The following is a 26,503-nucleotide window of genomic DNA, read 5'->3' as shown; positions in this document are numbered from 1 at the left end:
CATCGCCCGTAAAGCCGGGCGCAACTATGAAAATGAAACTAAACAGGCTGCGGATGGGAGACGTCATCAACAATGACGGCACCTATTATCGGATCGTGGAAGAAAGCCTGAATCCCACCTACACTTTGACGAGGGGAGCATCTTCGCTCGAAGAAGCGCTGGAAGCTCCGGCAGAGAAGACCACGATGGACGGTCCATATACAATCGACGCGATTTCCCGATGGAACGACGGTGAGGTGGAATACATCCCGACTGTATGACCTACTCACCCGCCGACGCGCGCCGCGATAGCGACCGCGCTCTCGCCGGCTACCGAGCACGCGTCACGTTGCGATCCGCACTCATGACGCTCGCGATTATCGGAATGGCCGTATCGTCATATGCCTGACCGCGAACAAGACGAGGACGACAACAAGTGCCCCGGCTGCGGAAACGACCGCATGGACGGGCACAAGATGGATTGCCCCGAACCGCTCGCCGATACCATCGGCGACGCGGTGGACGAATTACTCAATCAGTAGCCATTTATGGCAACGAAAACAATCAAGAAGCCCAAGAAAAAGACCGAGGGCAATACGCACTGGAAAAATCTTTTCGAGTACGAATACCTCGGTTCGCACAACCTCATGCCCGACGAGGAGCTGGTCGGAGAAATTAGCAAGATCGTCGAGGAAGAGATCGGCCGCAAAGTCCGAAAGAAGGGCGAAAAGGACAAGGAGATCCTGCCGGTCATCTACTTCAAGGAAGCCGCCGTTCCCAAAATGGTTCTCAACAAGACGAACGCGGCCACGATCAGTAAGTTGTACGGCCCGTACACCGACAAATGGATCGGCAAGCGCATCCAGATCTTTTCCGCTGAGGTCAACGCATTCGGCGAAAAGGTGACGGCACTGCGCGTGCGTGATTCGATCCCGGCCGACACTGCGCCGGCACCCGTCACGAACGAGCTGAAGCAAATGCGCGCGTGCAAAACACTCCGCGATCTTCAGGCCTATTTCGTGGCTCTGCCAAACGAGAAGAAGGCGCATCCCGACATTCTCGCGCTCAAGGAGGAATTAAAAACCACGCTTAAATAACCTATGCTGGAAATCAAAGACATCGAACAAGGCTCGTTCGAATGGCATCAGCTCCGCCTGGGCCGTGTCACCGGCACTCGACTCGGCGATGTACTCGGAACACCCAAAGCACGCCGCGCCCTTATCTGTGAGCTGATCGCAGAGAAGATCACGGAGCAGACCAAAGAGGTTCCGATGAATGCCGCGATGGAACGCGGCCAGATCGAGGAGGCGTTCGCTCGTAAGGAATATGAGCGGCAGTCGCTCAATAAGGTCGAGAAGGTCGGCTTCATCATCGCAGACCACATCGACGATCGCGTGGCGTTTTCGCCCGACGGCGTTGTGCGCGAGGAAGGTGAAATCGTCGGCGGCATCGAGATTAAGAATCCGGACAGCAAGACGCACGTCGGCTATCTGATCGACGGCAGAGTGCCGAACGATTATGTCGAGCAGGTCAAAATGGCATTCCTCGCAATCCCGACCCTGCAATGGTGGGATTTCGTTTCGTTCGATAGCCGCGTGAAAATCCCGTCGATGCAGATGATGGTCAAGCGCGTCACACGCGCGGAGTACGTCGATCTCGAAACCGACGAAGCGGCGCTCAAGACGTTCCTCGCGGAACTCGACGACACTTATTCGAAGCTAGTGTTCTAACGCCTATGTACCTCAACAAGGCAATGATCTACGGCAACATCACGCGGAACCCCGAGCTGCGCGCGTTGCCGTCCGGCATGAACGTGTGCAACTTCTCCGTCGCTACGAACCGGACGTACAAGGACCGCGACGGCAAGCGCCAAGAACAGACCGACTTCCACAACATCGTGGTGTTCGGCCGCCAGGCGGATACGGTCAATCAGTATCTAAAGAAGGGCAGCGGTGTGTACGTCGAGGGCCGCATGCAGACGCGATCGTGGGAAGTGAACGGCGACAAGAAGTACCGCACCGAGGTTATCGCCGACATCGTGCAGTTCGGGCCGCGGGGGACCACGCCGACAAAGGACGCCGACACGACCGCAAGAAGCCAGGACGAGATAGACGAGGAGCAGGAGACGCGCGCATATCAGCCGCCGGCGAGCTCCGGGCCAGTGATCGATTATCCGAAAGACGACATCAATCCGGACGACATTCCGTTCTAGGCTATGAACGAGAACGAAATTCGGGACATGTTCGCCGGAGACGCACTGGGGCCGATCATCGCTCGCACAGGACTCAACCGAAACAATCCCGGCATGATCGCGCAGGAGGCTTATCTTGTCGCGGACGCCATGATGGCGGAGCGCGCTAAACGAATACAATAACCATGTCAAAAATTACATTCACACTGACCGGTATCGACGACGAAGGAAAGATCGTTGGTTCGATAGATGTCAGCACGGACGATGCTCTCCGGCTAATCATGCCAAGCATCAACAACAATGACCGCCCTGTGGATCTCACAGCGGAGAGGCCGCAAGTATTACCACCTGCTCACGACGAACCGGAACCCAAGCGCCGCGGCCGGAAGCCGGGACCTCAGAAGCCGCAGAAGGCGGGACCCGGCGGATGGACGCCGAAGCCGTGCTGCGGCTCCAAAGGCGCGCGTCACAAGAAGGGCTGCCCGGCCGCGAGCGGTCCGGCACCGCGAAAAAGCGCATCGCTTCCCAGCACGCCGCTCCGCGAGGAGGACGAGGAAGTTAAGCCGCTGACCGAGGACCAGTTCGACGAACTAAAGCATCTTCAGGAGATCGGCGACCTGAGCAGCCGCGCGTTCGCACAGCAGAACGGCCTCGCGCTTTCCGAGGTAAACAAGGCGATTACGTCGCGCAGTTATCGGGAATATCGCGAATGGTAGCGTATGGCCGAGTGGACAGCGATCGGCCATCCCGACGGCAGAATCACGCTCGGCCGCAGTAAGGCGTCGATCATCGAATACCTGCAAAGGCAGGGTGGTGAAATCGCGCTGACGATCACGCATGACCCGCCCGAAAGCAACAAGAAGCGAAAATGGTTCGAAGGCGGGTTGGTGCGGTTGATCTGCTACTACCAGGAAGGTTTCGATCACAACAATCCCGAGCACCGGCGGCGCGTGCGGGAGTGGCTTAAGGTCGAGTTCAACGCCGATCTCGTCACCGTCGCTGGCAAAGTGCAGCGGGTCGCGCGATCGACGAAGGGCCGCATGGTCTTCGATCCTTACGTGGAACGCGTCGAGAACTGGTTCATCGAAAATTACAGTCCCCCGATCGAAGCGATGGACCCGAAGAAGTGGAAGCACTGGCACGAGACGATCTTCCCGAGCGGCGGGCCGGACAATTACATCGATTACCTCATTGAGATCGGGATCCTTAAACCTCAGACCGTATGAACGTACAAACGACGTCCCTGTTCGCATACCGGGACGTGCAGAAGAAGCTGCCCAAGAAGCAGCACCAGGTCCGCGAAATGCTCGCGCTACATGCCGATCTGACCGATAAGGAGCTCGCTCGCGCGCTCAATTGGGACATCAACACCGTCACGCCCCGCCGCGGCGAGCTCGTAAAAGCCGGCATCGTCGAATGGTCGCAAACGCGGCCGTGCGCGGTGACGGGCAAGACGTGCCATGCGTGGCGCGTCGTTACCAAATAACCATCAGAAAATGAAATACGAAACATACCGGGTCATCCGCACACTCGGCACCGAGACACGGTACAAGATCATGGGTGTGCTGATGAAGCACCCGAAAGGCATCGCTGTACAGGACATCGCGGCCGATCTCGGCATGACGCATTCCGCAATCTCTCACCAGCTCGCCGTTCTTGAACGCGAGCAGATCGTGACAGACACGAAGCGCGGCCGAGAAAATCACTATCAGATCGCTAAGAGCCAGGCGGGAGCCGTTGCGTTGAAGCTCATGCGTATATGAAGCTCACTCGCAACGAACAGGCCATCTTTGACCTACTCTCCAAACGATCGCCGGAAGTGGTATCGCGCGAGGACATTGTTGCGGTCTGCCGTAGCAGCCGGGCGAATGCAAGCCAATTCGGCTTCAGCAACATCGCCGACGTTCACATTAAAAACCTGCGTCGGAAGATCGATCGCGAGATTACTTCCGTTCGCGGCGTAGGCTACCGCTTGGAATGATCCGCTTCTCGCTTGCAGGAATACTTATAAGTGCGACGGTGCTCGGCGGCATCGCTGCGGAAATCGGGATTGCAGTCTACTGCCCCGATCTTCCGTGGCGACGTGCCGTGTGCTTGCCGTCACAGGTTATCGGAATATGAAACGCATACCGAAAGCCGATCTCGTCGCCGTCCTCAATGGGCGGTTCAGAGACGTAAAGGCATGGGCGATCATTCGTCAGAGCAAACTCGAAACGGAACAATTGCAGAGGTACCATTTCGAGGACGGACTGAAGAAGCCGCCGCGTGCTCAGGATGTGTATGTAATCTCACCGAACCGCAACGATCTGAAACGCTACAAGGCGAAATGGCTCGGCGGCGCGGAGAGCATGCGCATTGTGCCGTGCAGGATCTCATACACGATCCCGAAACCACGAAAGAGCTCGGAACGACACGCGCCGAATAGACGTGTCACGGTCGAATTAAAAACATCACTCACAAAAAACGTATGAACAAAATTATTGCTTGTGCGATCCTCGCACTTGCGATTGTCGCTCCGGCGTTCAGCTCGGCCGCGACTTGCGCCGATGTTGCGTGCGGCAACGGCAACCCGGAACAGGTCGTGAGCGTGTGGGGCACCACCAACGCCGGCGTCCCGCACATTCAGCCCGGCCAGTACGCCGCGGATCACGTCTCGCTCTGCCCGGCTTGGTTCACCAACTACTGCGTGGATATTACGGCGACGTCTTATTACCGCGCGCTGTTCAAGTAGCGTTTCCACTGTGGGGCTTTACGGCCCTGCAGATGGTGACGGTACGGGCGGTACAATGAACTGCGGCCATAAGGAGGGGCCGCATATGCGATCACCCGTGGAAGTGGTGTGCGCGATCTCGATCATCATCAACGTCGTGTTTGGCGTAATGCTTTTGAACGGCACGCCGTGCTATTGAGTATGAGATCCGAGACCGCGATATGATGTACCTGGAGAAGATGGGGCGACGAACGGCCGTATGCATGGCCCTCGTCGCCCTTTTGGTATTTGTCACTTGGCTGATACGTTGAGCCATGGCCGACAAACTTACCAAAGCCGCTCGGTCCGCGCTCATGAGCCGGGTAAAGCAGCGGCACACCGCCCCGGAATTGCTGATCCGCTCGCTTTTGCATCGAGCGGGCTTCCGGTTCCGTCTTCACAGCCCGAAACTACCGGGCCGCCCCGACATTATTTTTCCGGGGCGACGGAAGGTCGTCTTCGTGCACGGCTGCTTCTGGCACGGGCACGATTGCCGTCGTGGAAAGGCGCCGAGTTCGAATAAGCGATTCTGGCAAAAGAAGATTTCCGGAAACCGCCTTCGGGACGAGCAGACCATAGGACGTCTGAAAGAGCTCGGATGGGAGTCGTTCATCGTCTGGGAGTGCGAGACGAAGGAGGCGGAGATAATCACAGGCAAACTTGCGCAATTCCTCGAATGACGTAAATATGCTCCGCGGGGAGCGAGTAAATTTTTTCCATGGCTTATCGTCTGATTGACCTTTTCGCCGGCGCGGGAGGGATGACTCTAGGATTCACTCACCGCGACTTTTGCGGCGGGTTCGAATCCGTGCTTTCGATTGACAACGATCAGGCCGCCGTAGACACCCACGCTTCCAATTTCGGCGGTAAAGCCGTCTGTGCAGACATCGAGGAATGGCTCAAGACGAACAAGGTTCCGAAGGCAGATGTCGTAATCGGAGGGCCGCCTTGCCAGGGTTTCAGCCTGCTGAATAAGAACCGAATTGGGGACGAGCGTCGGGCACTCTGGGAGCCTTTCCTAGACGTCGTTGAGCTTTCTGGAGCCCGCACGTTCGTCATGGAGAACGTTGCGGAGCTCTACTCCTCAGCTGAGTTTCTCGCTATCAAGCGTCGAGCGAAGCGCATGGGTTTCGAAATGCGTGCCGCCGTCCTGAATACCGCTGATTACGGCGTCCCACAGACCCGTAAGCGGACCATCGCGCTCGGGTTTAAGGCAAATCTGGTCCCTTCCTTTCCCCCGACCCCCACCCATGCCCAACCCGAAACGCTCTTATCGAAGCGTCTCCCCCGCTGGCGCACTGTCCGTGACGCGATCGCAGATCTTCCCGCAACTCCGATCGGAACGGAGATCGGGACTGAAAAGACGCTGAACCTGCATTTTGGGCGTAATCCGACCGACATCAGTCTTGCACGCTACGCCGCGGTTCCGCCAGGCGGAAACCGCTTTGACCTACAGCGGAACGCTCTACACTTAACGCCACAGTGCTGGATCAGGAAAACGTCCGGCGGCACAGATCTTTTTGGCCGGCTTTGGTGGGATCGCCCATCTGTCACGATCCGTACTGAGTTTTTCAAGCCAGAGAAGGGACGCTATCTTCATCCAGTTGAAAACCGACCGATCACGCATCGGGAGGCGGCCCGCCTCATGGGTTTCCCGGATAGCTTTCATTTCTGTGGAACGAAGGTCGAAATCGCACGACAAATCGGCAATGCTGTGCCACCACCGTTTGCAGGGGCAATCGCCGAGGTTGTGAAGGAAATTCTATCCTCGCGCAGCGCCCGTCCGAAGCAGAGCGGGAAGCGTGGCGCGAAGGTCGCGGCCTAGTGACGATCTAAAACAGCTTGCCGAGGAACTCAGCGGGCTTCTTGAGGGATTCAACGAAAAGATTGACGAGGAGGACGTGCGCGAAAAAGTCCTCGCGCTCGTTCCCGCGTTCCATAAACTTCGCGACCTCGGCAGTTCGATTGCACCGAGCGACAAGGGTGAAGCGGCGATTGACCGTCTGATCTCGTACCTTCTGAAATATCCCCTCACCGTCATAGACGGCGACGAACTTATGGTCGTTTCCGGCATCGGGGAATGGGCACGGCGCGTTCGCGAACTCCGCGTTCAGCAAGGGTGGTGGATATTTTCCGGTGTCACCTTCCGCGACATGAAGGAGGACGACGGGCAGATCTCGCTCGAATCGAACGAAATTGACGTGTCCGCGATCCGACCGGATCAGTACGTTCTCATGCGTACCGAGCCGGACGCCGACGCAGCCGAGAGGTGGGAGACGCTCAACGAGATTCGTAAACAGCCCGGCGGCGTCAAAGGGAAATTGCTCGCATATCTCCGCAAGAATGTCGGCAAACCAGTTACCGGCGAAGAACTTCGCTACCTCGCCAACGACAAAAAAGAATGGGCGCGCCGGAGCCGTGAATTGCGCACTGAGGACGGCTGGCCCGTCGCGACGCGTATGAGCGGCCGGGAAGACCTTCCCGTCGGCGTCTACGTTCTCGAAGAGGATAAACAGGCCGAGCCTCACGATCGGCATATTCCCGATCCGGTTCGAGTCGAAGTCCTGACCAGAGACGGTTTTAAGTGTACTTATCCCGGATGCAACTGGTCGCGTGACAAACTGGCGAAGGGTGATCCACGGAAGTTCCTCGAACTTCACCACACGACATTTCACGTCGAAGGCGGTGAAAATACCGCCGAGAACCTGGTGACACTGTGCAATGTGCACCACGATCAAATCCATGCGGAGCACGGGAAAAAGAAAAAATAGAACCGTCTGACTATCGTTTCGGCGTCCCGGTCCCGTCGCACCTTGTGCAGAGGATCCGCCGCGAGCCGTGGCAATAATTACACGGGGCGCCGCCCTTCCTGATCCCGCTGCCGTAGCATTCCGTGCACTGGACGTACCGCTTACCGTCGCACCGCGGACATTTCGCCACTGGCTTTCCTCCCTGCCAAGATTGCCGTATACGACGCGAAACGAGCCGGATATTATCCCGGCATCAAACCGGTGCCTAGCCGGTGCCTAAGAGCCAAAAACAGGCGTTTGCGGGCGTAGTTCAATGGTAGAACGGCAGCTTCCCAAGCTGCATACGAGGGTTCGATTCCCTTCGCCCGCTCCAAGCCCATCAGCCCGCCTGACACTCCCAGTGTGCCACCGCGTGCTTTGCGTTCGCGTCGCAGCACGACCAACTCGCGTCATTTGCGAGTGGTCACTGCCGGCCATCCGCGGGAGCAATACCCAGGCCAACGTTGACGGCTGCTACCATCGATAAGATAACCTCGCGCAACACAGATCGAATCCAGCAGCGGAGGAAGCGGAGTGGCGGTCGACTTGTTCGATCTGGCGGGGCGTCGCGCCCTGGTGACCGGATCATCTCAAGGCATTGGGCTGGCGCTGGCGCGGGGCCTGGCTGATGCCGGCGCGGAGGTCGTGCTCAATGGCCGCGACGAGGCCAAGCTTGCTGCGGCCGCGAGCGCGATCAAGGGATCGCGCGTGCTCGGCTTCGACGTGACCGATCACGCTGCGGCGCGCGCGGCCATCGACCGCTTCGAGGCCGAGATCGGCCCGATCGATATTCTCGTCAACAATGCCGGTATGCAGCATCGTGCGCCGCTCGAGGATTTCCCGGAGGAGGCGTTCCAGCGGCTGCTGCAGACCAACATCGCCTCCGTCTTCAACGTCGGCCAGGCCTGCGCGCGACACATGATCAGCAGGCGCGCCGGCAAGATCATCAACATTGCCTCGGTGCAGACCTCGCTCGCGCGCCCGTCGATCGCACCCTACACGGCGACCAAGGGCGCAGTCGGAAATCTCACCAAGGGCATGGCGACGGATTGGGCCAAGCATGGCCTGCAGGTCAATGCCATCGCGCCGGGCTATTTCGATACCCCCCTCAATGCCGCGCTGGTCGCCGATCCCGCGTTCTCGGCCTGGCTGGAAAAGCGCACGCCGGCCGGGCGCTGGGGCAAGGTCGAGGAGCTGGTCGGCGCCTGCATCTTCCTCGCCTCGGCCGCGTCCTCTTTCGTCAATGGACACGTGCTGTATGTCGACGGCGGCATCACCGCCTCGCTCTGAGGCGCGCCGCCGATGCTTGATCTAGCGAAGCACGGCGGTGGCTGCCGGCCGCTTCGCGTAGATCGCCTCGATCTCCCGCGCAAAGGCGCGTTCGATCGCAGGGCGCTTGTTCTTCAAGGTCGGCGTGATCAGGCCCGCCTGCACCGTCCACGGCTCCAAGGTCCAGTGTACGGCCTTCGGCGTTGCGTAGGCCGGATAGGCCTTCACGGCGCGGGCGATGTGGCGCAGCAGTGAAGCGGCTTCGGCCTCGGGGCCGCGCTGGCCGTGGGCGGCGAGCTTCGCCTGCTGCTCGGCCCAGCCCTTGGGATTGAGCACGACGATCGCCGCCAGGAATGGACGGTTCTCGCCGATCACGATCGCCTGCTCGAACAGCGGGTCGGTGAGGACAGCGGTTTCGAGATCGGCCGGCGCGATCTTCTCCCCGGTCGAGGTGACGAGAATGTCCTTGATCCGCCCGGTGATGGTGATGCGTCCCTGGTCGATGCGGGCCTGGTCGCCGGTGTGCAGCCAGCCGTCGGGCTCCTTCACCCGCGCGGTCTCCTCGGGCTTGTGCCAATAGCCCAGCATCACGCTGGGGCCGCGCACCATCAGCTCATCATTATCGCCGATCCGCACCTCGACGCCCGGCAAGGCGCGGCCGACGGTGCGCGGGTCGTTATCTCCGGGCGTGTTGACGCTGACGACAGGCGAGGTCTCGGTCATGCCGTAGCCCTGCAGCACCTCGAGCCCGAGCGCGAGGAACAGCCGCACCACCGGCTCGGCGATCGGCGCGCCGCCGCTGACCGCCACCTGCAATCGCCCGCCGAACCGCGCCAGCACCTTGTCGGCGACGAGGCGTTGCAGCAGCGGCCAGGTGAGGCGGTCGAAGGCCGAAAGCCTCGCCTGTCCATACTGCGCATCGAAGCGGCGGCCGCCGATCGCGACCGTCAGATCGAGCAGCGCGCGTTCGATCGGATTCGCCACTGCGCGGTGATGCATCACCAGCGAGTAGATCCGCTCATAGATGCGCGGCACCGAAACGAGGATGGTCGGACGGACCTCCAGCAGATCCTCCGCCAGTTGCTTCACCGAGCGCGCATAGGCGACGCAGGCGCCGATCGCGATCGCGTAGTAGTAGCCTGCGGTGCGCTCGAACGTGTGCGACAGCGGCAGGAATGACAGGAACACATCGTCGATGCCGGCCTCCAGCCGCTGGTGAATGGCCTTGACGTTGGCGACGACGTTGTCATGCGTCAGCATCACGCCCTTCGGCCGCCCGGTGGTGCCGGAGGTGTAGACGATGGCGGCGAGATCGTGCGGCGCGATCGCGATGTCGTTGCGGAGTGGCGCTGCGCCCGCGGCTGCGTTCAGCCAGGCATCGAGCGCGACGAGACGTGGATCTTCGGCTGCTCCGGAATCGTCGCCCCGCTCGGCGCAGACGATCCGCTGCAGGCCCGGCAGCGCCTGGCCCACGGCCGCGATCTCCCGCCAGCGCGCATCGGAATCCACGAGCAGCAGCCGGGCGCCGGAATCGGCCAGGATGTAGGCGATGCTGTCGGCATTATCGACCGCGTGCATCGGCACCGGCACCAGGCCGCGTGACAGCGCCGCCTGGTCCATCGCGAGATGCGCAATGCCGTTCGGCATCAGGATGGCGATGCGCTCGCCGGCGTCGAATCCCTCGGCCGCGAGCGCCCGCCGCCAGCGCGCGACGAGATCGTCGGTCTCTCGCCAGGAGAAGCTCACCCAGCCGCGTTCCGCGTCGAAATGGCGATAGGCCGGCTGGTCGGGGCTCTGACCGACGCGCCAGCGCCACAGCTCGGGGAGGGTGGCGACGGCCGCCAGCGTGCCGGCCGCCGCAGCGTGATCATCGATGGGACTTGCTTGCTGCACCCGCGCCTCCGGCGATCCTGAATCGTCGCACCGGCTGCGTCTTGCAGCCGCGGGTCAGGACCGACGTTGACGTAGCGCAATCCCCCGGCATGTGCTCGCTTGCCTCGGCATGGCAGCCTGTCAAAGCCGGGGCGCGGTCTGCCATGTCGCTTGAGCGGATTCGCGCGGATGCAGCGCCGCCTTCGAGGTCAGGCGCCCTCCGGGACCTTGTCGAGAAAGCCGGTGACGCGCCGGATGCGACCATCGGCCAGCTCGACGAAATCCGTGCCCTGGATCGGACAGTCCGCCTTGTCAGGACCCAGCCCCCAGGAAAAGCGGACATAATTGCCGTGGCCGTCGGCGGCGCCGAGCTGGCGGAAGCGAAACTCCGGGAAGCGCTGCTGCACACCGCTCACCAGCGCGTCGATGCCGTCGACTCCATCGCCCTGCATCAGCGGATCGACATAGCTGGCATCCGCTGTCCATTGACGCGCGAGCCGGGCGCGGCGCTCGACGTCGTCGCGTTCATTCCACAGCGCAATGTAGCCGTCGGCGATTGCGGCGATGTCGGTCATCTCTGCTCTCCATGTTGTGAACGATGAGGAGCCGAAGATCGCGCACGCCGCGCATCGAATCGATTACCTCCGACGTCATCTCATTTGGCATGACCAAACTGTAAGTTGCCGCTTCTCTGCGCGAGGCCTACCCAGCGCACAGAGACGGTGCGGGGGATTTGCGTCGCATGTTGTCCGATACTTGGAAGTTGATCGCGGTTGCGATCTGTCTCGTGCTGTTCACGGCGGACACCGTGCTCAAGCCGCAGGACAAGCCCAATCGCATGGTGTTCTTCGAGCTGCATCGCGGTGAGAGCCCGACGGTGATCGGCGTGATGCGTGATGATCTCGTCAAGCTGCCGGGACGCGGCGCCGCGCGCATCCATGATGCGCTCGCGCGCGGCGAGACGTTAACGGTCTGGCAATACGAGTTAAGAAAGACTGAAGACGGCAGCTATCAGGAAGTGCCGGAGCGGCAGATCCAGCTCGGCGCCGCCGATGCGCCGCTGGTCACCTTTGGCGCGCGCATTCGCCTGCCGAACGATTAGCCGCCGCGCGCCAGCGCGCGGACGCTGACGCGCGCGTCGAACTGTTTGGTCCGCTGCCCGCACGAAACGGCACACGTCGAGAGACGTGTCGCGTCATGAGATCCTTAGCCGAGCCGGTCAGATGTTGCGCCGGCAGCTTTGGTTGCGTGACCACCCGTCTCACGGCCGCCCACCTCATGCCCTGGTCCGCGATCACCATGGTCGCGTGGACGAGGATACCGCACCGAATCTCCTGTCCCCGAATGCAGCGCATCTTCGCGCGCACGCCCGCGGTTCCGCTTGGGACCCCCGGGTTTTCCCGGGGTCTTTTGCGCTGCCGTGATGCGAATGCCGCGCCTGTGGGCGAATCATGCCGGGCCGTCGCCCCGCCCGTGGCGCAACTGCCATGCTCTGAGCCAAGTCAGGCGATTTTTTCCCGCCAGCAACCGGATGGTGCAGCGGGCCTGCAACACTTGCCCTGAATTTGGTTCGCGCTGCTGCACCGTCCTGGACAAAAACACGATCTCGCAACACGCTGCATGTGCGATTTGGATTTGGCTTTCACGTTCCGGTCTGGGGAAGGACTCGTGATTGCAAGGTCCGCCGCAGTCCAAGCATCACAACAAGCGCATCACGTGACTTCCATCATGCGAGGCGCGTCACAGTCGGTCAGATCGGCTTCGCCGGGTTGAACTGGGGCTCGACATGAAATTCTGGACGGGGTTGCTCGCGGTCGTTCTCTTGCTGTCGGGTGTCAGTGCGAGCCAGGCCGTGGTCCGCATTGCCGATGACCGCGGTGGTCGGATCGGGACCTATGTCGACAAGTACCAGGGCCTGCGGTCGTCCGGTGAGTATGTGATCATCGACGGCCTGTGCGCGTCGGCCTGCACCATCGTGCTCGGCGCCGTTCCGCACGACAAGATCTGCGTCACCTCGCATGCCAATCTCGGCTTCCATGCCGCCTGGGATTTCGGCGCCAATGGCCGGGCCGTCACCAACCCCGAGGCGACCCAGATGCTGTATTCGATGTATCCGTCGCCGATCCGCCGCTGGATCACCCAGCGTGGCGGCCTGACCCCGCGGATGATCTTCCTGAAGGGCAGGGAGCTGCAGGCGATGTACAAGCCGTGCTACATGGACGCCCAGGCCTCCTCGCCGTCGGCGCCGCAGGTTGCCCCGAACGCTCCGGCGATCTCGCCGGCCGCCGCCAAGGCCTCGGCCTCGCACTGATCCAGCCGTCTCTCCGCGACCTCTCGACCTCGGCAAGCGCCTGAGCGCTTGCCTCGCCCGCCGCTGCGGCCTATTTCAAAGGTCGAGACGGGTCACGGCGTGTGCCATTTCAGGCCAGTGCCCCGCGAAGTGGGCACGCCATCATGCAGCCTCTTTCAGCGCAGCAAGAGATATCGTCCGGTCCCGGCCGCCGTTTGACCGCACCGGCGATCGCGGCTGCGGTTCTGGCCTTCGGCTTGGTCGTCGGGGCCGTGACGCTGTGGGCGCATTACGGGACCGCGGTGTTCTTCGAAATGATCGCGGCCGGCTTCAGCGCCTGCTTCTGAGACAGAGATAAGGAACACGGCATGTCGTCCAATGCCATCCGCCCCCTGGTGATCGTCGGAGCCTTTGCCCTGAGCCTGTTGATCGGGCTGGCGGGGATGTTCCTCGTGATGGGCGGCGGTGGCCGCAACATCGCGGCGCCGGCGGCGATCGGGGGGCCGTTCCAGCTCACCGACCAGACCGGTGCCGTCGTCACCGAGAAAAGCCTCGAAGGCCGCCCGACCCTGATCTTCTTCGGCTTCACGCACTGCCCGGACGTCTGCCCGACCTCGCTGTTCGAGATCTCCGAGGTGCTGCGGGCGATGGGCAAGGACGCGGACGGCGTCAACGCCTACTTCATCTCGGTCGATCCCGAGCGCGACAATCCGGCGACGATGAAGGACTACCTCTCCAGCTTCGACCCGCATCTGAAGGGGCTGACCGGCGATCCCGAGGTGCTGGCCAAGGTTCTCACCGAATACCGCGTCTATGCCAAGAAGGTCCCGCTCAAGGACGGCGATTACACCATGGACCACACCGCCTTGGTCTATCTGATGGATCGCAACGGCCGCTTCGTCGCTCCGTTCAACCTGAAGCGGACCCCCGAGGAAGCCGCCTCGGACCTGAAGAAATACCTCTGAGCGCGTTAACGCCAGTGGCGGGGCGGGGGCCGTGGAGCCCTCCTCCAGCCTCGAAATTGCGCCGGGATGGTCTATAACGCGCGCTGACCATCGGGAGCGCTGATGCCGACCGCCTTGTCACACCCCGCCAAGCCCACCCGCGCAGCCCGCGTCGCGATCGCGGGCGTGCTGCTCTGTCTCGGCCTGGCTGCTTCCGGCCCGGCGGCGCGCGCCCAGGCTCCGGTTCGTCCCGCCGTCGAGGCGGCCCCGCAGGCGGTCCCCGGCTTCTGGGACCCGCGGCGTCGGCCGGAGCGGCCGGATCTGTCGCGCCTCACGGTGATTCGCTTCCTGACCGAGACCGACTATCCGCCGTTCAACTTCACCGGGCCCGACGGCAATCCGGCCGGCTTCAACGTCGATCTGGCGCGAGCGCTGTGCGACGAGATCAAGGTCACCTGCACCATTCAGATGCGGCGCTTCGAGACTCTGCTCGATGCGCTGTCCTCCAACCGCGGCGATGCGATCATCGCCTCGATGGCGGTGACGCCGCAGATGCGGGCGCGGCTGGATTTTTCCGATCCGTATTACCGGGCGCCGGCGCGCTTCGTCTCCCGGCGCGACGCGGTCATGACCGAGATTCGCCCCGAGTTCCTCGAGGGCAAGAAGATCGGCGCCATCGCCGGCACCGCGCATGAGGCCTACCTCAAGGCGATGTTCACCGATGCCGAGATCAAGCCCTATCCGAACGACGACGCGCTGCGCCAGGCGCTGCGCCGGGGCGAGGTCGATCTGATCTTCGGCGACGGCATCGCGCTGGCGTTCTGGGTCAACGGCACTGATTCGGCCGATTGCTGCGCCTTTTCCGGTGGACCTTTCGTCGAAAGCCGCTATTTCGGCGAGGGCGTCGGGATCGGGGTGCGCAAGGGTAACGACCTCTTGCGGCAGGCCCTGAACTGGGCGCTGTTCCGGGTCTGGGAAAAAGGCCGCTACACCGACCTGTGGCTGCGCTATTTCTCGATCAGCCCGTTCTGACTTTTCACCCGTAGGGTGGGCTAAGGCGCGCAGCGCCGTGCCCACCACCACCGCGGTGGGCACGCTTCGCTTTGCCCACCCTACGTTATCAAAATCGGTAGTTGATATGTCCACGATCGATCTCGCCCTCCCCAGCCCGAGCGACCTGCGTGCGCTCGCCGAGAACTCCAACGCCTGGCCGTTCGAGCAGGCGAAGGCGATCGTGAACCGGCTGAAGAAAAATCCCAAGGACGAGGTGCTGTTCGAGACCGGCTATGGCCCGTCCGGCCTGCCGCATATCGGCACCTTCGGCGAGGTCGCGCGCACCACGATGGTGCGCCACGCCTTTCGCGTGCTCACCGAGGACAAGATCAAGACGCGCCTCATCGCGTTCTCCGACGACATGGACGGCCTGCGCAAGGTGCCGGACAACGTGCCGAACAAGGAGATGCTGGCGAGCCAGCTCGGCAAGCCGCTGTCGCGCATCCCCGATCCGTTCTCCAACGAGTATCCGTCGTTCGCCGCGCACAACAATGCGCGGCTGCGCGCCTTCCTCGACACCTTCGGCTTCGAGTACGAGTTCGCCTCCTCGACCGACTACTACACCTCCGGCAAGTTCGATGCGGCGCTGCTGCGCATGCTGGAGCGGCTGGAGAAGGTGATGGCGATCATGCTGCCGTCGCTCCGCGAGGAGCGCGCGGCCAGCTACTCGCCGTTCCTCCCCATCTGCCCGCGCACCGGCCTCGTGCTGTACGTGCCGATCGTCGAGCACGACGCCAAGGCTGGCACCATCTCCTATGACGATCCCGAGACCAAGGAGCGCATGACCGTCCCGGTCACCGGCGGCCATTGCAAGCTGCAATGGAAGCCGGATTGGGCGATGCGCTGGTTCGCGCTTGGCGTCGACTACGAAATGGCCGGCAAGGACCTGATCGATTCGGTGAAGCTGTCGGGCAAGATCTGCGCGGCGCTCGGCGGCACGCCGCCGGAGGGCTTCAACTACGAGCTGTTCCTGGACGAGAAGGGCCAGAAGATCTCGAAGTCGAAGGGCAACGGCCTGACCATCGACGAATGGCTGCGCTACGCCTCGCCGGAATCGCTGTCGCTGTTCATGTATCGCGAGCCCAAGGCGGCGAAGCGGCTGTATTTCGACGTCATCCCGCGCAACGTCGACGACTATCAGCAGTTCCTGGAAGGCTTTCCGAAGCAGGACGCCAAGCAGCAGCTCGGCAATCCCGTCTGGCACATCCATTCCGGCAAGCCGCCGAAGGCGGACATGCCGGTGACGTTCCAGCTGCTGCTGACCTTGGTGTCGTCGTCGAACGCGGAGAATGCCGAGACCTTGTGGGGCTTCATCGGCCGCTACCGGCCGGGCGTGACGCCGCAGACGCATCCCAAGCTCGACGCGATGGTCGGCTACGCCATCAACTACTATCGCGACTTCGTGGCGCCGACCAAGACGTTCCGCGAGCCCACGGAAGGTGAGCGCGTGGCGCTGCAGGATCTGCGCGACGCGCTGTCGAATCTTCCTGCGGAGGCCACGGCCGAGGACATCCAGAACGTGGTCTACGAGATCGGCCGCCGCGAGCCGTTCCTCGACCACGTCAAGAAGGGCAAGGACGGCCGGCCCGGCGTGTCGCTCGACTGGTTCAACATGCTCTACCAGGTCCTGCTCGGCCAGGAGAAGGGCCCGCGCTTCGGTTCGTTTGTCGCGGTGTATGGCGTCAACAACGCGGTCAGCATGATCGACGGCGCCTTGGCGCGGAGCGCGTGAGGCCCACGCTCTTCACTCCGCAAATGGTGTCGTCCCGGCCTTGAGCCGGGACCCATAGCCACCGGCCGTTGTGTGGCGGAGGATCTCCGCCACCTTCCAAACCAACCAGCAATCCGCGGTATGGGTCCCGGCTCGGAGGCCGGGACGACAGCGGAATGCTTGGCGGCCGCCTCAGTTCGAAGCGGCCGGCGCCCCTTTTAGACCCCCTGCAACACAAACCGGCGGTCGAGCTTCTGCACCGGGCGGGCGTTCATCGGATAGAGCTTGGCGAATTTCGCCACGTCGGCTTCCGCCACCTGGATCGGATCGGCCAGCAGCAGCCACTCGACCACCTCCGAGCAGGGCGGCGTCGTCAGCGACCCGGCATAGCGATAATAGGAGCGGCGGTTCGGCAGCATCATGTTGGGATTGATGCGCGCATCGGCCTTCACCGCAGGGCCTTCCTTGTCCGGCATCGTCGCGACGATCTGAGCGAAAGCCGGATTGGGTCGGCCGGTGGTCATCAGCACGCCGACCACCGCGAGCCCGCCCGAAGCAGCGCGGTGAACGAAATGCGCTTCCATCGGATAGTTCTTGCCGCCGATCTGGTGTTCGCTCGGGCGATGGAAGTGCACCTGCAGCAGCTTGTAGGTGGTGCCGTCGAGCTTCAGCGTGCTGCTGCCGTCGGGGAAGTTGAGCTGGATGGTGTGGCCGTTGTTGACGATGGTCTCTGCGCTCTTGGCCCAGTTCAGCTTGAAGTCGGCCAGGCGCGCCTGGGTCGGATGCTCGATATCGATCGGGGATTGCTGGGTGCCGACGCTGCACACCTTGTTGGCGGCATCGAGATCACCCCATTTGGCGGGGCCGGTCGCGCCCTCATAGCTCCAATGCGGCGCCCCTTCGGCGGCGAAGCCCGGCTGGGCGCAGACGGGGCAGAGGGCGAGCCCCGCAAGGGCCTTCAAAACGTTGCGGCGGTCCATGGCAATCTCCAAAGATCAAGTGTGATGCAGGCAAACAATGCGGCCCATCAGCGCCGGCGGCGCGGGGCGAATCGCGACCTCTAGAAAAGCCGAATTCCGTTAATCCTTGCTGAGGGAACCGGCTGCACCCAGGAAAACCCGTGTTGCCACGGGCACAACCTTCGCGGGCCGGGCGGCGCCACTTCAGGGCAATCGATGCTTGAGTTCGAAAGCCCCTGCCGATACGGTCGGCCGCTCCCGAAAACATCAGCAAACTCAAGATCAAGCCAGGACCGCGCGAAGGTGCCCAAAATCTACAAAATCTGCTCAGCTTCGGCCTGGCGCGAGGCGGAGCGGCAGGGTGTCTACCGCGGCAGCGCGGACGATCTGCGCGACGGCTTCATCCATTTTTCGACCGCCTCCCAGGTGCCGGAGACCGCCCGGAAGCATTTTTTCGGGCAGAGCGCGCTGTTCCTTGTCGAGGTCGAGGCCGACGCGCTCGGCCCAGGCTTGCGCTGGGAGCGGTCGCGCAACGACGAGCTTTTCCCGCACCTCTATGGCGAGCTCGATCCGGGCGCCGTCACCGCCGTTCACCAGATGCACAGCCGGGCCGATGGCGGCCACGACATTCCGGACCTGAAGCCGTGATCCGCGCTTTTGACCAGCTCTCGCTGCCGCTGCTCCGCTGGCTCGACGCCGAGGATGCGCACCGGCTCGCCATCCAGGGCCTCAAGCTGCTGCCCGCCGTGAAGCCGCGGCCCGATGATGCCAAGCTCGCGGTGCGGGCGTTCGGCCTCAACTTCCCCAACCCGGTCGGCATGGCCGCAGGCTTCGACAAGAACGCGGAGGTGCCGGACGCGCTGCTGCGGCTCGGCTTCGGCTTCGTCGAGATCGGCTCGGTGACGCCCCTGCCGCAGAGCGGCAACCCGCGGCCGCGGCTGTTCCGCCTGGAGCGCGACGAGGCGGTCATCAACCGCATGGGCTTCAACAATGACGGCGCCGAGATCGTGCTGCGACGCTTGGCCGGCCGCGCCAGCCAGGGCGGCATCGTCGGCGTCAATGTCGGGGCCAACAAGGATTCCACCGACCGCGTCGCCGACTACGTCAAGCTGATCGAGACCTTCGCGCCGGTGGCGAGCTATTTCACCGTCAACATCTCCTCGCCGAACACGCCGGGTCTGCGCAACCTGCAGCAGGCCTCGCAGCTCGACGAGCTGCTCTCCAAGGTGCTGGAGGCGCGCGACCGCGTCCGCCGCAAGGCCGGCGACACCCCGGTGCTGCTCAAGATCGCGCCCGATCTCAGCCTCGCCGAGCTCGACGACGTCGTGCACGTCGCGCGCTCGCGCGGCGTCGACGGCATGATCGTTTCGAACACGACGCTCGCCCGGCCCAACTCCTTGCGCGAGCAGCTGCGCGCCAAGGAGCAGGGCGGTCTGTCCGGCCGGCCGCTGTTCCGGCTCTCGACGCGCATGGTGGCCGAGACTTTCGTCCGCGTCGAAGGGGCATTTCCGCTGATCGGCGTCGGCGGCATCGACACCGGCGGCGCCGCACTGACCAAGATCCGCGCCGGCGCCAGCCTGATCCAGCTGTATTCCTCGCTGGTCTACAAGGGCCTCGGCCTGGTCGAGAGCATCAAGGCGGATCTGACCTCGACCTTGCTGCGGACCGGGCGAGATTCACTGTCGGAGATCGTCGGCGCGGATGCGGCGACGATCACGGCGGAGGACTGGCCGGTTTAGACGGATTGCCTCGTCAGCAAAGAATGTAGGGTGGGCAAAGCGAAGCGTGCCCACCATTCGCGGCAAGACGGTGGGCACGCTACCGCCTGCGGCGGCCGCTTTGCCACCCTACGCATCCAGCGTCGCCGATCTACTTCCCGAACGACGCTCTCAACAACGCCGGATAGCGTGCCGCCTGGAAGCCGCCGCGAGCGGCGTAGAAGCTCAGCATCGCGACCCACAATCCCGTGTTGCCGAAGCCGCGCAGCGCCAGCCAGGTGTCGAGAAACACGATCAGTGCGGCGATCATCAGGTTGCGCATGTCGCGCGCCCAGGTGGCGCCGATGTAGACGCCGTCGAACGCGAAGGCGAACACCGAGACCAGCGGCGACACCACCACGAACGGCAGATAGTCGCGCGCGGCGCTACGCACCGCCTCGCTCGACGTCATCACGTCGATCAGCAGCGGGCCGAACAACACGAAGATCACGGCGACCACAAGTGCGAAGCCAAAGCCCCAGGCGAGCACCAGCCGCGTGGCGCCGGCGAAGGCGTCGCGGTTGCGCGCGCCATAGGCATGGCCGCAGAGCTGCTCGGCGGCGTTGGCGAGGCCGTCGAGGAAGAACGCGGCGACGAGCAGGAAATTGTTCAGCACCGCATTCGCTGCCAGCGTGGTGTCGCCGGCGCGCGCGCCCTGCGAGGTGAAGAACAGGAAGGCCACGATCATCGCCGCGGTGCGGATCATGATGTCGCGATTGACCGCCATCATTTGCATCAGCTTGGCGCGCTCGAGCAGCGATGGCAGCGACAGCCCGTTCGTCGTCGCCACCAGCCGCCGCGCCAGCACGAGGCCGATCGCGACGCCGATGGCCTCGGCGATGACAGCCGCGATCGCCGCACCAGCAATGCCGGCCTCCAGCACCTGCACGAGCAGAATGGTCGCTGCCATGTTGATCAGGTTGATCGCGACCTGCACCGCCAGCGCCAGCCTTGCGCGCGCCAGCCCGACCAGCCAGCCGAGCAGCACGTAGTTGGCGAGCGCGAGCGGCGCCGACCAGATCCGGATCATGAAGTAGGTGCGCGCGGCGCCCCGCACGGCATCGCTGCCGCCCATGATCTCGAAGATGATCGCCGCCAGCGGCAGCTGCAGCACGATCAATGCGACGCCGATCAGCGCGGCCAGCGCCAGCCCGCGGATCAGCACCCTCAGGATCTCGTCGGTTTCGCCGGCGCCGAGCGACTGCGCGGTGAAGGCCAGCGTGCTGGCGCGCAGGAAGGCGAACAGCCAGAACAGGCAGTCGAAGATCACCGAGGCCATGGCGACGCCGCCGAGCATCGCGGCCTCGCCGAGCCGGCCGATCGCCGTGGTCGAGACGATGCCGATCAGCGGCGTGGTCAGATTGGCGATCATCGCGGGACCCGCGATGTTAAACACCTGCGCGGTCGTGACTGCCGGCGCTTTCGGTCCCGGTGAATGCAATGGAATGCTCGCCCGCGATACCGGCCCATCCGCCGCGCTGCTGCGGCGGATTTCAGCTCCGGTCTTTGCTCAGGATAGCCGCTGCGTCCGGTATGAGGCTATAGATCAATCGTCATACCGTCATGCGCCGCTATGTGAGGAAGGGTCGCTACCCTTCGCAGCATGTCGTCGCTCAGATGGGTGAGCACCAGCCGTTTCGGCCTGATCTCCGCGAGACGCGTCTCGAGTGCCGCGAGGCTGAGATGGTTCTTCACGGGCTTGTCGAACGTGTAGGCCTCGGCGATGAACAGGTCGGCGTCGCGGCCGAGTGGGATCAGGCTGTCCGTCCACTCGGTGTCGGCCGTGTAGGCGACGATCTTGCCCTCGGCCTCGATGCGATAGCCGAGAAACGGCCCGCCTGAGTTGCCGTGCACGACCGTGAACGGCGTCACGCCGACCTCGCCGAAGCGCGCGAGCTGCCCGGGCGCGAGCTCGATCACTGACAGCTCGAACTTGCGCGGCGTGCTCGAGGACTGCTCGAACATCGCCTCCATCACCTGCGTCAGCCGCGCAGCGATGCCGGCGGGGCCGGCGATCACCAGCGGTTGCGTTCGCCGCGAAAACTGCGCATCGAGCAGCAGGAAGGGAAGACCGGCGAAATGATCGCCGTGGAAATGCGTGATCAGGATCAGCCCGACATCGTTGCAGGCGATGCCGAGCCGCTTCAGCGCAGGGAGCGACGAGGCGCCGCAGTCGATCAGCAGGTCGGTCGCGGCGCCCGTCAGATGGAAGCAGGTGTTGAACCTGCCGCCCGACCCGAACGCGTCACCGCAGCCGACAAAGCGAAGCTGCACCGGCTGCGCCCTCTCACCGCCCGCGCGGGGCGAACAGCCGCGACAGGAACCAGAGCGGGATCACGATCACGGCGCCGAGCAGGAAGTAGCGCCACAGCCAGTTGAAGGCGTCGAAGCCGAGCTCGTAGAGGCGGATGAACAGCAGCCGGATGCTGTGCAGAATGTTCAGCGGATCGAAGCCGATCGCCGACAGCACCACGCCGACCAGGATCGACAGCAGGATCAGCCGGAACGCCACCGCGACCGGCGAGCCGCCAAGAAAGCGATACAGGCCATCCGAGCTGCGGGCGCGGCCCGGATAATCCCTGATGTCGTTCGACATGTCATCGTCTCCAAGGCCGCTGCGAAGGCCGGTTCACCGGCGGATTCGTGCCCGATTATAAAGCACGGCAGGGCAGGTGGGGAACTGGTCTCACGGCCGCAAGCCGGTTACTGGCATTTAATGTTCTTGCTGCCTCTCAGCTTGCCGGTGGCACGTATTCTCAGAGATCGTCATGGCCGGGCTTGACCCGGCCATCCATCTCTCCAACGAGGATGGATGCCCGGGTCAAGCCCGGGCATGACGAGCAACACGAGGCGTGCCCAGCCCGTCGAGATTGTAAGACGTCGTCACCCCGCCGTTTCGCTCTTCAACATCCGCTCCAACGTCTCCAACCTGTCCGCGTCGCGCGGCGGCTTGTCCCAGCGCAGGCGGTTGATGCGAGGGAAGCGCATCGCGACGCCGGATTTGTGACGTGGCGATTTCTGCAGGCCCTCGAACGCCACCTCCAGCACCAGCCCCTGCTCGGGCTCGTGCACGACGTGGCGCACGGGGCCGAACTTCTCCGTGGTGTTGCGGCGGACGAAGCGGTCGATCTGCAGCAGCTCCTCGTCGGTGAAGCCGAAATAGGCCTTGCCGACCGGCACCAGCTGATCGCCGGCGTCACCTGACGTCCACACACCGAACGTGTAGTCGGAGTAATAGGACGAGCGCTTGCCGTGACCGCGTTGCGCATACATCAGTACGGCGTCGATAATGTGCGGATCGCGCTTCCACTTCCACCACTGCCCCTTCGGCCGGCCCGGCAGATACACCGCGTCGCGCCGCTTCAGCATCACGCCTTCGACCGCTTCAGCATCGTCTCCGGCGCCGGCTGACGCCGGATCGGCGCGTGCAGCGGTCAGCTCGTCCCAGGTGGCGAACGCGACGGTGGGCGACAGATCGACGCGTGGATTGTCCAGCCGCTTGATGAAGGCTTCGAGTTTCGCGCGCCGCGCTTCGAATGGTAGCTCGCGCAAATCGTTGTCCTCGTCACCGAGCAGATCGTAGGCGCGCAGATGGATCGGATACTCCTTCATCAGCTTCGGCGACACCGTCTTGCGGTTCAGCCGCTGCTGCAGCACGTTGAAGCTCTGCACGCGCTGGTCCCGCACCACCAGCAGCTCGCCGTCGAGCGCGCCGGGCAGATGCAGCGACGGCAACAGGTCCGGGAAACTCGCGGTGATGTCCTCGCCGCTGCGCGAATACAGCCGCGTCACCATCCGGCCGTCGGTCTCGCGTCCGCTCACGGCCTGTACGCGGATGCCGTCCCATTTCCATTCCGCGATGTAGTCGCTCGCGTCCATGTTGGCGAAGTCGCCGTCCTCCACCGCATGCGCCAGCATGACGGGGCGGAACGGGGCGGGATCGCGGTTGACCGGCTTGTCGCCGCGGCCTTCCAGCCAGGCAAACAGGTCGAGATAGGGCGGCGACAGGCCGGGCCAGATCAGCTCCACGTCGTGCGGGTCCTTGTCGCCGAGGGCGGCGGCGGCCGTCTTGGCCAAGCGCGCGGAGATGCCGATGCGCAATGCGCCGGTGACCAGCTTCAGCAGCGCCCAGCGGCCGGTCTCGTCGAGCTCATCGAGCCACTGCGCCAGCTGCTTCGGCATCTCGGTCTTGCCGAGGGTCCGGAGCGTGGTGACGACCTCGGTGAGCGTCGGCGGCGGTGGGTTGTTGTGGCCGGGCGGGGGCTGCTCCGAGAGACCACCCCTGGGGTACCCCCCTCCCTGCCCCTCCCCCACAAGGGGGGAGGGAGCGGAGAGAGCGGTGGTCGGTGACGCAAGAGAAACTGCTGCTGCCGCGCTCGCGGTCCCGGAAGCAGGGCTCGATCGTGGCGAGTCGCTGTTCGATGCCGTCCGAGTTGCAAGCTCCGCACGCAATTCGGCTCCCTCCCCCCTTGTGGGGGAGGGCTGGGGAGGGGGGGCCCCGGAAACGCGCTGCCCCTGATGTGCACCATCCCTCGGCCACATCAACGCGACCGTCTCGGACAGATCCCCCACATAGTCATACGACAGCGCGAACAGGACCGGGTCGGTACGCGCCGCAATGAGGTCGCGGATCAGAGCGGGCTTGGCATGCTTGAACGACAGCGCGCCGGTCAGCGCGCCCAGCGCGTAGCCGCGGTCTGGATCCCCGACTTCACGAAAATACGACGTCAGCAGGCGCAGCTTGTTGTTGCGGCCGGGCTCATAGGCGAGGCGGTCGAGCAGTTCGGCGAAGCGGTTCATGCCTCGGACTCCTCCGCGGCCACGACCTCGCTCTCCTCCTCGTCGCCATAGCCGACGAGATCGAGCGGCCGCGCCGCCAGCCCCTTGCTCTGGCACCAATGCACCAGCGCGTCCTCCTGGCCATGCGTGACCCAGACCTCGCCGGCGCCGGTCGCCGCGATGGTCGCGGTCAGCCCGTCCCAATCGGCGTGATCGGAGATCACCAGCGGCAGCTCGACGCCGCGCTGCCGGGCGCGGGCGCGCACCCGCATCCAGCCCGAGGCGAAGGCGGTGACCGGATCAGGAAAGCGCCGCGTCCACAGATCCGACGTCGCACTCGGCGGCGCCAATGTGATGGTGCCCGCAAGCTCGGCCTTCTTGACGCCCTTGACCGGCCGGAGCTCGCCGAGGGGAATGCCCTTGTCCTGGTAGTAGCGCGTGATCTTCTCCATCGCGCCATGCAAATAGATCGGCGCGTCATAGCCGGCCTCGCGGATCAGCGCGATCACGCGCTGCGCCTTGCCGAGGGAATACGCGCCGACCAGATGCGCGCGCTCGGGAAACAGCGCAACTGACGCCAGCAGCTTGTCGACTTCGAGCGCCGTGTCGCCGTGCCGGAACACCGGTAACCCAAAGGTCGCCTCGGTGATGAAGACGTCGCATTGCACCAGCTCGAACGGCGCGCAGGTCGGATCGCGCGCATCCTTGTAGTCGCCGGACGCGACGATGCAGGTACCGCCCGACGACACCTTGATCTGCGCCGAGCCGAGCACATGCCCCGCCGGGTGGAAGCTGACGGTGACATCGCCCAGCTTGATCTCCTCGCCATAACCGATCGCCTGCGTTGATCCCGCAAAATTCTCGCCATAGCGCAGCCGCATGATGTCGAGCGTCTCCTGCGTCGCCAGCACGGCGCCGTGGCCGGCGCGGGCGTGGTCGGAATGCCCATGCGTGATCAGCGCCCGCTCGACCGGGCGCACGGGATCGATGTGGAAGCCGCCGGTCTTGCAGCACAGGCCGGAGGGAACGGGCAGCAGGATGTCTTGCGGACGCATGTTGCTCATATAGGTCGCGCGTGAGGATTTTCAGCTTGTCGCATCATTCTCCGCTCGTCATGCGCGGGCTTGACCCGCGCATCCATCTCCTGAATGAAGTTCCTCGATGGATGGCCGGGTCAAGCCCGGCCATGACGATCCCAATGGTTCCCCGATGCCCCACCGCCTGTTCCTCTCCTCCGGCGACCTGATTGCCGACCGCCGCTACGAATTCGCCCGTGACCTGCAGATCAAGGGTGATCTCGCCGCGGCCGCGGAAGTGATGGAGCAGGCCATCGAGGTCGCGCCGAGCTTCGCCTCGGCGTGGTTCGAACTCGGCAAGATCCGACTCGCACTCGGCGAGACCGACAAGGCGATCTCCGCTTTCCAGAACGCCGTCGCGGCCGATCCGGATGACCGCCATGGCGCGGCCGTCCGGCTGATGCAGCTCGGCGCCGCGCCGCTCACGGACATGCCCAAGGCCTATGTGCAGTCGCTGTTCGACCAGTATGCACCGCGCTTCGAGAGCGAGCTGATCGAGCGGCTGCACTATCGCGCGCCCGCGATCCTGTTCAAGGCCGTGCTTGCCGTCCGCGCCGCCGCGAAGAAGCCGGCTTACTTCAAGCGCGCGATCGATCTCGGCTGCGGCACCGGCCTGGGTGCTGCGGCCTTCGTCAGCAACGTCGACAGCTTCATCGGCATCGATCTCTCCGCCGGCATGATCGCGCAGGCGCGCGACACCGGTCTGTATGCTGCGCTCGAGGTCGACGACATGACGGCTGGCCTCGCGCGACAGGCGGATGCGTCGGCCGATCTCGTTCTCGCCGCGGATGCGCTGGTCTATGTCGGCGATCTCGGTCCCGTGTTGCGCGAAGCGGCGCGCGTGCTGATGCCCGGCGGCCTCGTGACCTTCACCGTCGAGACGCATGACGGTGACGGCGTGATCATGGGTAAGGGGCTGCGCTATGCCCATGGTGCGGAATATATAAAAAGCGTCGTGACGGACGTTGGATTGAAGCTCGCGCATCTCGCGCCGGCGTCGCCGCGTACTGAGGATCAGGCACCGGTGTGTGGCCTTTCAGTGATCGCGATGAAGACTTGAGTCTACACGCTATTGAATGCGCTGC

At 63.7% G+C, this 26,503-nt stretch carries 34 protein-coding genes and 1 tRNA gene; 27 read left to right on the top strand and 8 right to left on the bottom strand.

Translation table 11 applies throughout. The features are described 5' to 3' along the window. Positions 1–53 precede the first annotated feature (53 nt). The 18 genes from BRAD285_RS30820 (at position 54) to BRAD285_RS30750 (ending at position 8,998) form a co-directional block, all read left to right on the top strand. Positions 54–260: a hypothetical protein gene (locus tag BRAD285_RS30820; protein WP_035648721.1), complete on the top strand. Its 207-nt coding sequence runs from the start codon at positions 54–56 to the stop codon at positions 258–260. A gap of 120 nt (positions 261–380) precedes the next feature. Next, positions 381–521, top strand: a complete 141-nt coding sequence (locus BRAD285_RS35590; protein ID WP_006615212.1) for a hypothetical protein — start codon at positions 381–383, stop codon at positions 519–521. Positions 522–527: 6 nt separating this feature from the next. Next, entirely contained in the window at positions 528–1,076 is a 549-nt protein-coding gene (locus BRAD285_RS30815) for a hypothetical protein (protein WP_006615213.1), read from the top strand. Between the two features lie 3 nt (positions 1,077–1,079). Further along, positions 1,080–1,709, top strand: a complete 630-nt coding sequence (locus BRAD285_RS30810; RefSeq protein WP_006615214.1) for a lambda exonuclease family protein — start codon at positions 1,080–1,082, stop codon at positions 1,707–1,709. 5 nt (positions 1,710–1,714) lie between these two features. After that, positions 1,715–2,191 carry a single-stranded DNA-binding protein gene (locus BRAD285_RS30805; RefSeq protein WP_006615215.1) on the top strand — a complete coding sequence of 159 codons (477 nt, stop codon included), beginning with the start codon at positions 1,715–1,717 and terminating at the stop codon, positions 2,189–2,191. Positions 2,192–2,194: 3 nt separating this feature from the next. Continuing rightward, complete coding sequence (locus BRAD285_RS35585; RefSeq protein ID WP_006615216.1) at positions 2,195–2,353, top strand: hypothetical protein; 159 nt, start codon at positions 2,195–2,197, stop codon at positions 2,351–2,353. Between the two features lie 2 nt (positions 2,354–2,355). Continuing rightward, the gene (locus BRAD285_RS30800) at positions 2,356–2,886 is read left to right on the top strand and encodes a hypothetical protein (RefSeq protein WP_006615217.1); all 531 of its coding nucleotides are present in this window, start codon (positions 2,356–2,358) and stop codon (positions 2,884–2,886) included. A 3-nt stretch (positions 2,887–2,889) separates the two neighbouring features. Next, positions 2,890–3,396, top strand: coding sequence for a hypothetical protein (locus BRAD285_RS30795; protein WP_006615218.1), 507 nt, complete (start codon positions 2,890–2,892; stop codon positions 3,394–3,396). Positions 3,397–3,431: 35 nt separating this feature from the next. Next, positions 3,432–3,656: a winged helix-turn-helix domain-containing protein gene (locus tag BRAD285_RS30790; protein WP_139020727.1), complete on the top strand. Its 225-nt coding sequence runs from the start codon at positions 3,432–3,434 to the stop codon at positions 3,654–3,656. Positions 3,657–3,666: 10 nt separating this feature from the next. Beyond that, on the top strand, positions 3,667–3,933 hold the full coding sequence (locus BRAD285_RS30785) for a helix-turn-helix transcriptional regulator (RefSeq protein WP_050886990.1): 267 nt from the start codon (positions 3,667–3,669) through the stop codon (positions 3,931–3,933). After that, a complete protein-coding gene (locus BRAD285_RS30780; RefSeq protein ID WP_006615221.1) occupies positions 3,930–4,151 on the top strand; it encodes a winged helix-turn-helix domain-containing protein in 222 nt (73 codons plus the stop codon). Before BRAD285_RS30785 ends, BRAD285_RS30780 begins: the two co-directional genes overlap by 4 nt. Before the next feature lie 136 nt (positions 4,152–4,287). Beyond that, positions 4,288–4,641, top strand: a complete 354-nt coding sequence (locus BRAD285_RS35580) for a hypothetical protein (protein WP_139020728.1) — start codon at positions 4,288–4,290, stop codon at positions 4,639–4,641. Then, positions 4,638–4,901 carry a hypothetical protein gene (locus BRAD285_RS30775; RefSeq protein WP_006615223.1) on the top strand — a complete coding sequence of 88 codons (264 nt, stop codon included), beginning with the start codon at positions 4,638–4,640 and terminating at the stop codon, positions 4,899–4,901. The genes BRAD285_RS35580 and BRAD285_RS30775 overlap by 4 nt, the downstream gene beginning before the upstream one ends. Before the next feature lie 293 nt (positions 4,902–5,194). Then, the gene (locus BRAD285_RS30770) at positions 5,195–5,599 is read left to right on the top strand and encodes a very short patch repair endonuclease (RefSeq protein WP_006615224.1); all 405 of its coding nucleotides are present in this window, start codon (positions 5,195–5,197) and stop codon (positions 5,597–5,599) included. Positions 5,600–5,637: 38 nt separating this feature from the next. Then, entirely contained in the window at positions 5,638–6,744 is a 1,107-nt protein-coding gene (locus BRAD285_RS30765) for a DNA cytosine methyltransferase (protein ID WP_006615225.1), read from the top strand. Then, positions 6,722–7,690 (top strand): HNH endonuclease, encoded by a 969-nt coding sequence (locus BRAD285_RS30760; RefSeq protein ID WP_006615226.1) that lies wholly within the window; start codon positions 6,722–6,724, stop codon positions 7,688–7,690. Before BRAD285_RS30765 ends, BRAD285_RS30760 begins: the two co-directional genes overlap by 23 nt. A 278-nt stretch (positions 7,691–7,968) precedes the next feature. Further along, positions 7,969–8,042 (top strand) — tRNA-Gly (locus BRAD285_RS30755). Positions 8,043–8,242: 200 nt separating this feature from the next. Next, a complete protein-coding gene (locus BRAD285_RS30750) occupies positions 8,243–8,998 on the top strand; it encodes an SDR family oxidoreductase (protein WP_006615228.1) in 756 nt (251 codons plus the stop codon). 21 nt (positions 8,999–9,019) lie between these two features. Here the strand turns inward: BRAD285_RS30750 and BRAD285_RS30745 are convergent, their stop codons facing one another. After that, positions 9,020–10,870 (bottom strand): long-chain fatty acid--CoA ligase, encoded by a 1,851-nt coding sequence (locus tag BRAD285_RS30745; protein WP_006615229.1) that lies wholly within the window; start codon positions 10,868–10,870, stop codon positions 9,020–9,022. 188 nt (positions 10,871–11,058) lie between these two features. Further along, the gene (locus tag BRAD285_RS30740) at positions 11,059–11,424 is read right to left on the bottom strand and encodes a nuclear transport factor 2 family protein (protein WP_006615230.1); all 366 of its coding nucleotides are present in this window, start codon (positions 11,422–11,424) and stop codon (positions 11,059–11,061) included. A 167-nt stretch (positions 11,425–11,591) separates the two neighbouring features. Here BRAD285_RS30740 and BRAD285_RS30735 point away from each other — a divergent pair, with 167 nt between their 5' ends. The 6 genes from BRAD285_RS30735 to BRAD285_RS30710 all read left to right on the top strand — a co-directional run bounded on the left by BRAD285_RS30735 (position 11,592) and on the right by BRAD285_RS30710 (position 16,868). Then, positions 11,592–11,951, top strand: a complete 360-nt coding sequence (locus BRAD285_RS30735; RefSeq protein WP_006615231.1) for a hypothetical protein — start codon at positions 11,592–11,594, stop codon at positions 11,949–11,951. Positions 11,952–12,635: 684 nt separating this feature from the next. Beyond that, positions 12,636–13,160: a hypothetical protein gene (locus tag BRAD285_RS30730; RefSeq protein ID WP_006615232.1), complete on the top strand. Its 525-nt coding sequence runs from the start codon at positions 12,636–12,638 to the stop codon at positions 13,158–13,160. Positions 13,161–13,303: 143 nt separating this feature from the next. After that, on the top strand, positions 13,304–13,486 hold the full coding sequence (locus tag BRAD285_RS30725; protein ID WP_006615233.1) for a hypothetical protein: 183 nt from the start codon (positions 13,304–13,306) through the stop codon (positions 13,484–13,486). Between the two features lie 21 nt (positions 13,487–13,507). Next, entirely contained in the window at positions 13,508–14,104 is a 597-nt protein-coding gene (locus BRAD285_RS30720) for an SCO family protein (RefSeq protein WP_006615234.1), read from the top strand. Positions 14,105–14,206: 102 nt separating this feature from the next. Then, positions 14,207–15,115, top strand: coding sequence for a transporter substrate-binding domain-containing protein (locus tag BRAD285_RS30715; RefSeq protein WP_006615235.1), 909 nt, complete (start codon positions 14,207–14,209; stop codon positions 15,113–15,115). Positions 15,116–15,221: 106 nt separating this feature from the next. Beyond that, complete coding sequence (locus BRAD285_RS30710) at positions 15,222–16,868, top strand: lysine--tRNA ligase (protein WP_006615236.1); 1,647 nt, start codon at positions 15,222–15,224, stop codon at positions 16,866–16,868. A 197-nt stretch (positions 16,869–17,065) separates the two neighbouring features. On the opposite strand, the gene BRAD285_RS30705 is transcribed toward BRAD285_RS30710, so the two are convergent. Continuing rightward, positions 17,066–17,827 carry a carbonic anhydrase gene (locus BRAD285_RS30705; RefSeq protein ID WP_006615237.1) on the bottom strand — a complete coding sequence of 254 codons (762 nt, stop codon included), beginning with the start codon at positions 17,825–17,827 and terminating at the stop codon, positions 17,066–17,068. Positions 17,828–18,109: 282 nt separating this feature from the next. Here BRAD285_RS30705 and BRAD285_RS30700 point away from each other — a divergent pair, with 282 nt between their 5' ends. Further along, on the top strand, positions 18,110–18,454 hold the full coding sequence (locus BRAD285_RS30700) for a DUF952 domain-containing protein (protein ID WP_006615238.1): 345 nt from the start codon (positions 18,110–18,112) through the stop codon (positions 18,452–18,454). Next, on the top strand, positions 18,451–19,545 hold the full coding sequence (locus tag BRAD285_RS30695; protein ID WP_006615239.1) for a quinone-dependent dihydroorotate dehydrogenase: 1,095 nt from the start codon (positions 18,451–18,453) through the stop codon (positions 19,543–19,545). The genes BRAD285_RS30700 and BRAD285_RS30695 overlap by 4 nt, the downstream gene beginning before the upstream one ends. Positions 19,546–19,675: 130 nt before the next feature. Here the strand turns inward: BRAD285_RS30695 and BRAD285_RS30690 are convergent, their stop codons facing one another. The 5 genes from BRAD285_RS30690 to BRAD285_RS30670 all read right to left on the bottom strand — a co-directional run bounded on the left by BRAD285_RS30690 (position 19,676) and on the right by BRAD285_RS30670 (position 25,406). Then, positions 19,676–20,959 carry an MATE family efflux transporter gene (locus BRAD285_RS30690; RefSeq protein WP_006615240.1) on the bottom strand — a complete coding sequence of 428 codons (1,284 nt, stop codon included), beginning with the start codon at positions 20,957–20,959 and terminating at the stop codon, positions 19,676–19,678. Positions 20,960–21,102: 143 nt separating this feature from the next. Beyond that, a complete protein-coding gene (locus BRAD285_RS30685; protein ID WP_006615241.1) occupies positions 21,103–21,837 on the bottom strand; it encodes an MBL fold metallo-hydrolase in 735 nt (244 codons plus the stop codon). A 13-nt stretch (positions 21,838–21,850) separates the two neighbouring features. After that, entirely contained in the window at positions 21,851–22,159 is a 309-nt protein-coding gene (locus BRAD285_RS30680) for a DUF6460 domain-containing protein (protein WP_006615242.1), read from the bottom strand. A 287-nt stretch (positions 22,160–22,446) separates the two neighbouring features. Further along, complete coding sequence (locus BRAD285_RS30675) at positions 22,447–24,363, bottom strand: ATP-dependent DNA ligase (protein ID WP_006615243.1); 1,917 nt, start codon at positions 24,361–24,363, stop codon at positions 22,447–22,449. Further along, positions 24,360–25,406 carry a ligase-associated DNA damage response exonuclease gene (locus BRAD285_RS30670; protein ID WP_006615244.1) on the bottom strand — a complete coding sequence of 349 codons (1,047 nt, stop codon included), beginning with the start codon at positions 25,404–25,406 and terminating at the stop codon, positions 24,360–24,362. Before BRAD285_RS30670 ends, BRAD285_RS30675 begins: the two co-directional genes overlap by 4 nt. Positions 25,407–25,551: 145 nt before the next feature. Here BRAD285_RS30670 and BRAD285_RS30665 point away from each other — a divergent pair, with 145 nt between their 5' ends. Further along, positions 25,552–26,478 carry a methyltransferase domain-containing protein gene (locus BRAD285_RS30665; RefSeq protein ID WP_006615245.1) on the top strand — a complete coding sequence of 309 codons (927 nt, stop codon included), beginning with the start codon at positions 25,552–25,554 and terminating at the stop codon, positions 26,476–26,478. Positions 26,479–26,503 lie beyond the last annotated feature (25 nt).

Origin of the sequence: Bradyrhizobium sp. ORS 285, from assembly GCF_900176205.1 — a bacterium.
GTDB lineage: Bacteria > Pseudomonadota > Alphaproteobacteria > Rhizobiales > Xanthobacteraceae > Bradyrhizobium.
The sequence above is the reverse complement of the archived record's forward strand: the minus strand, read 5'-3'. Positions and strand labels throughout refer to the sequence as shown.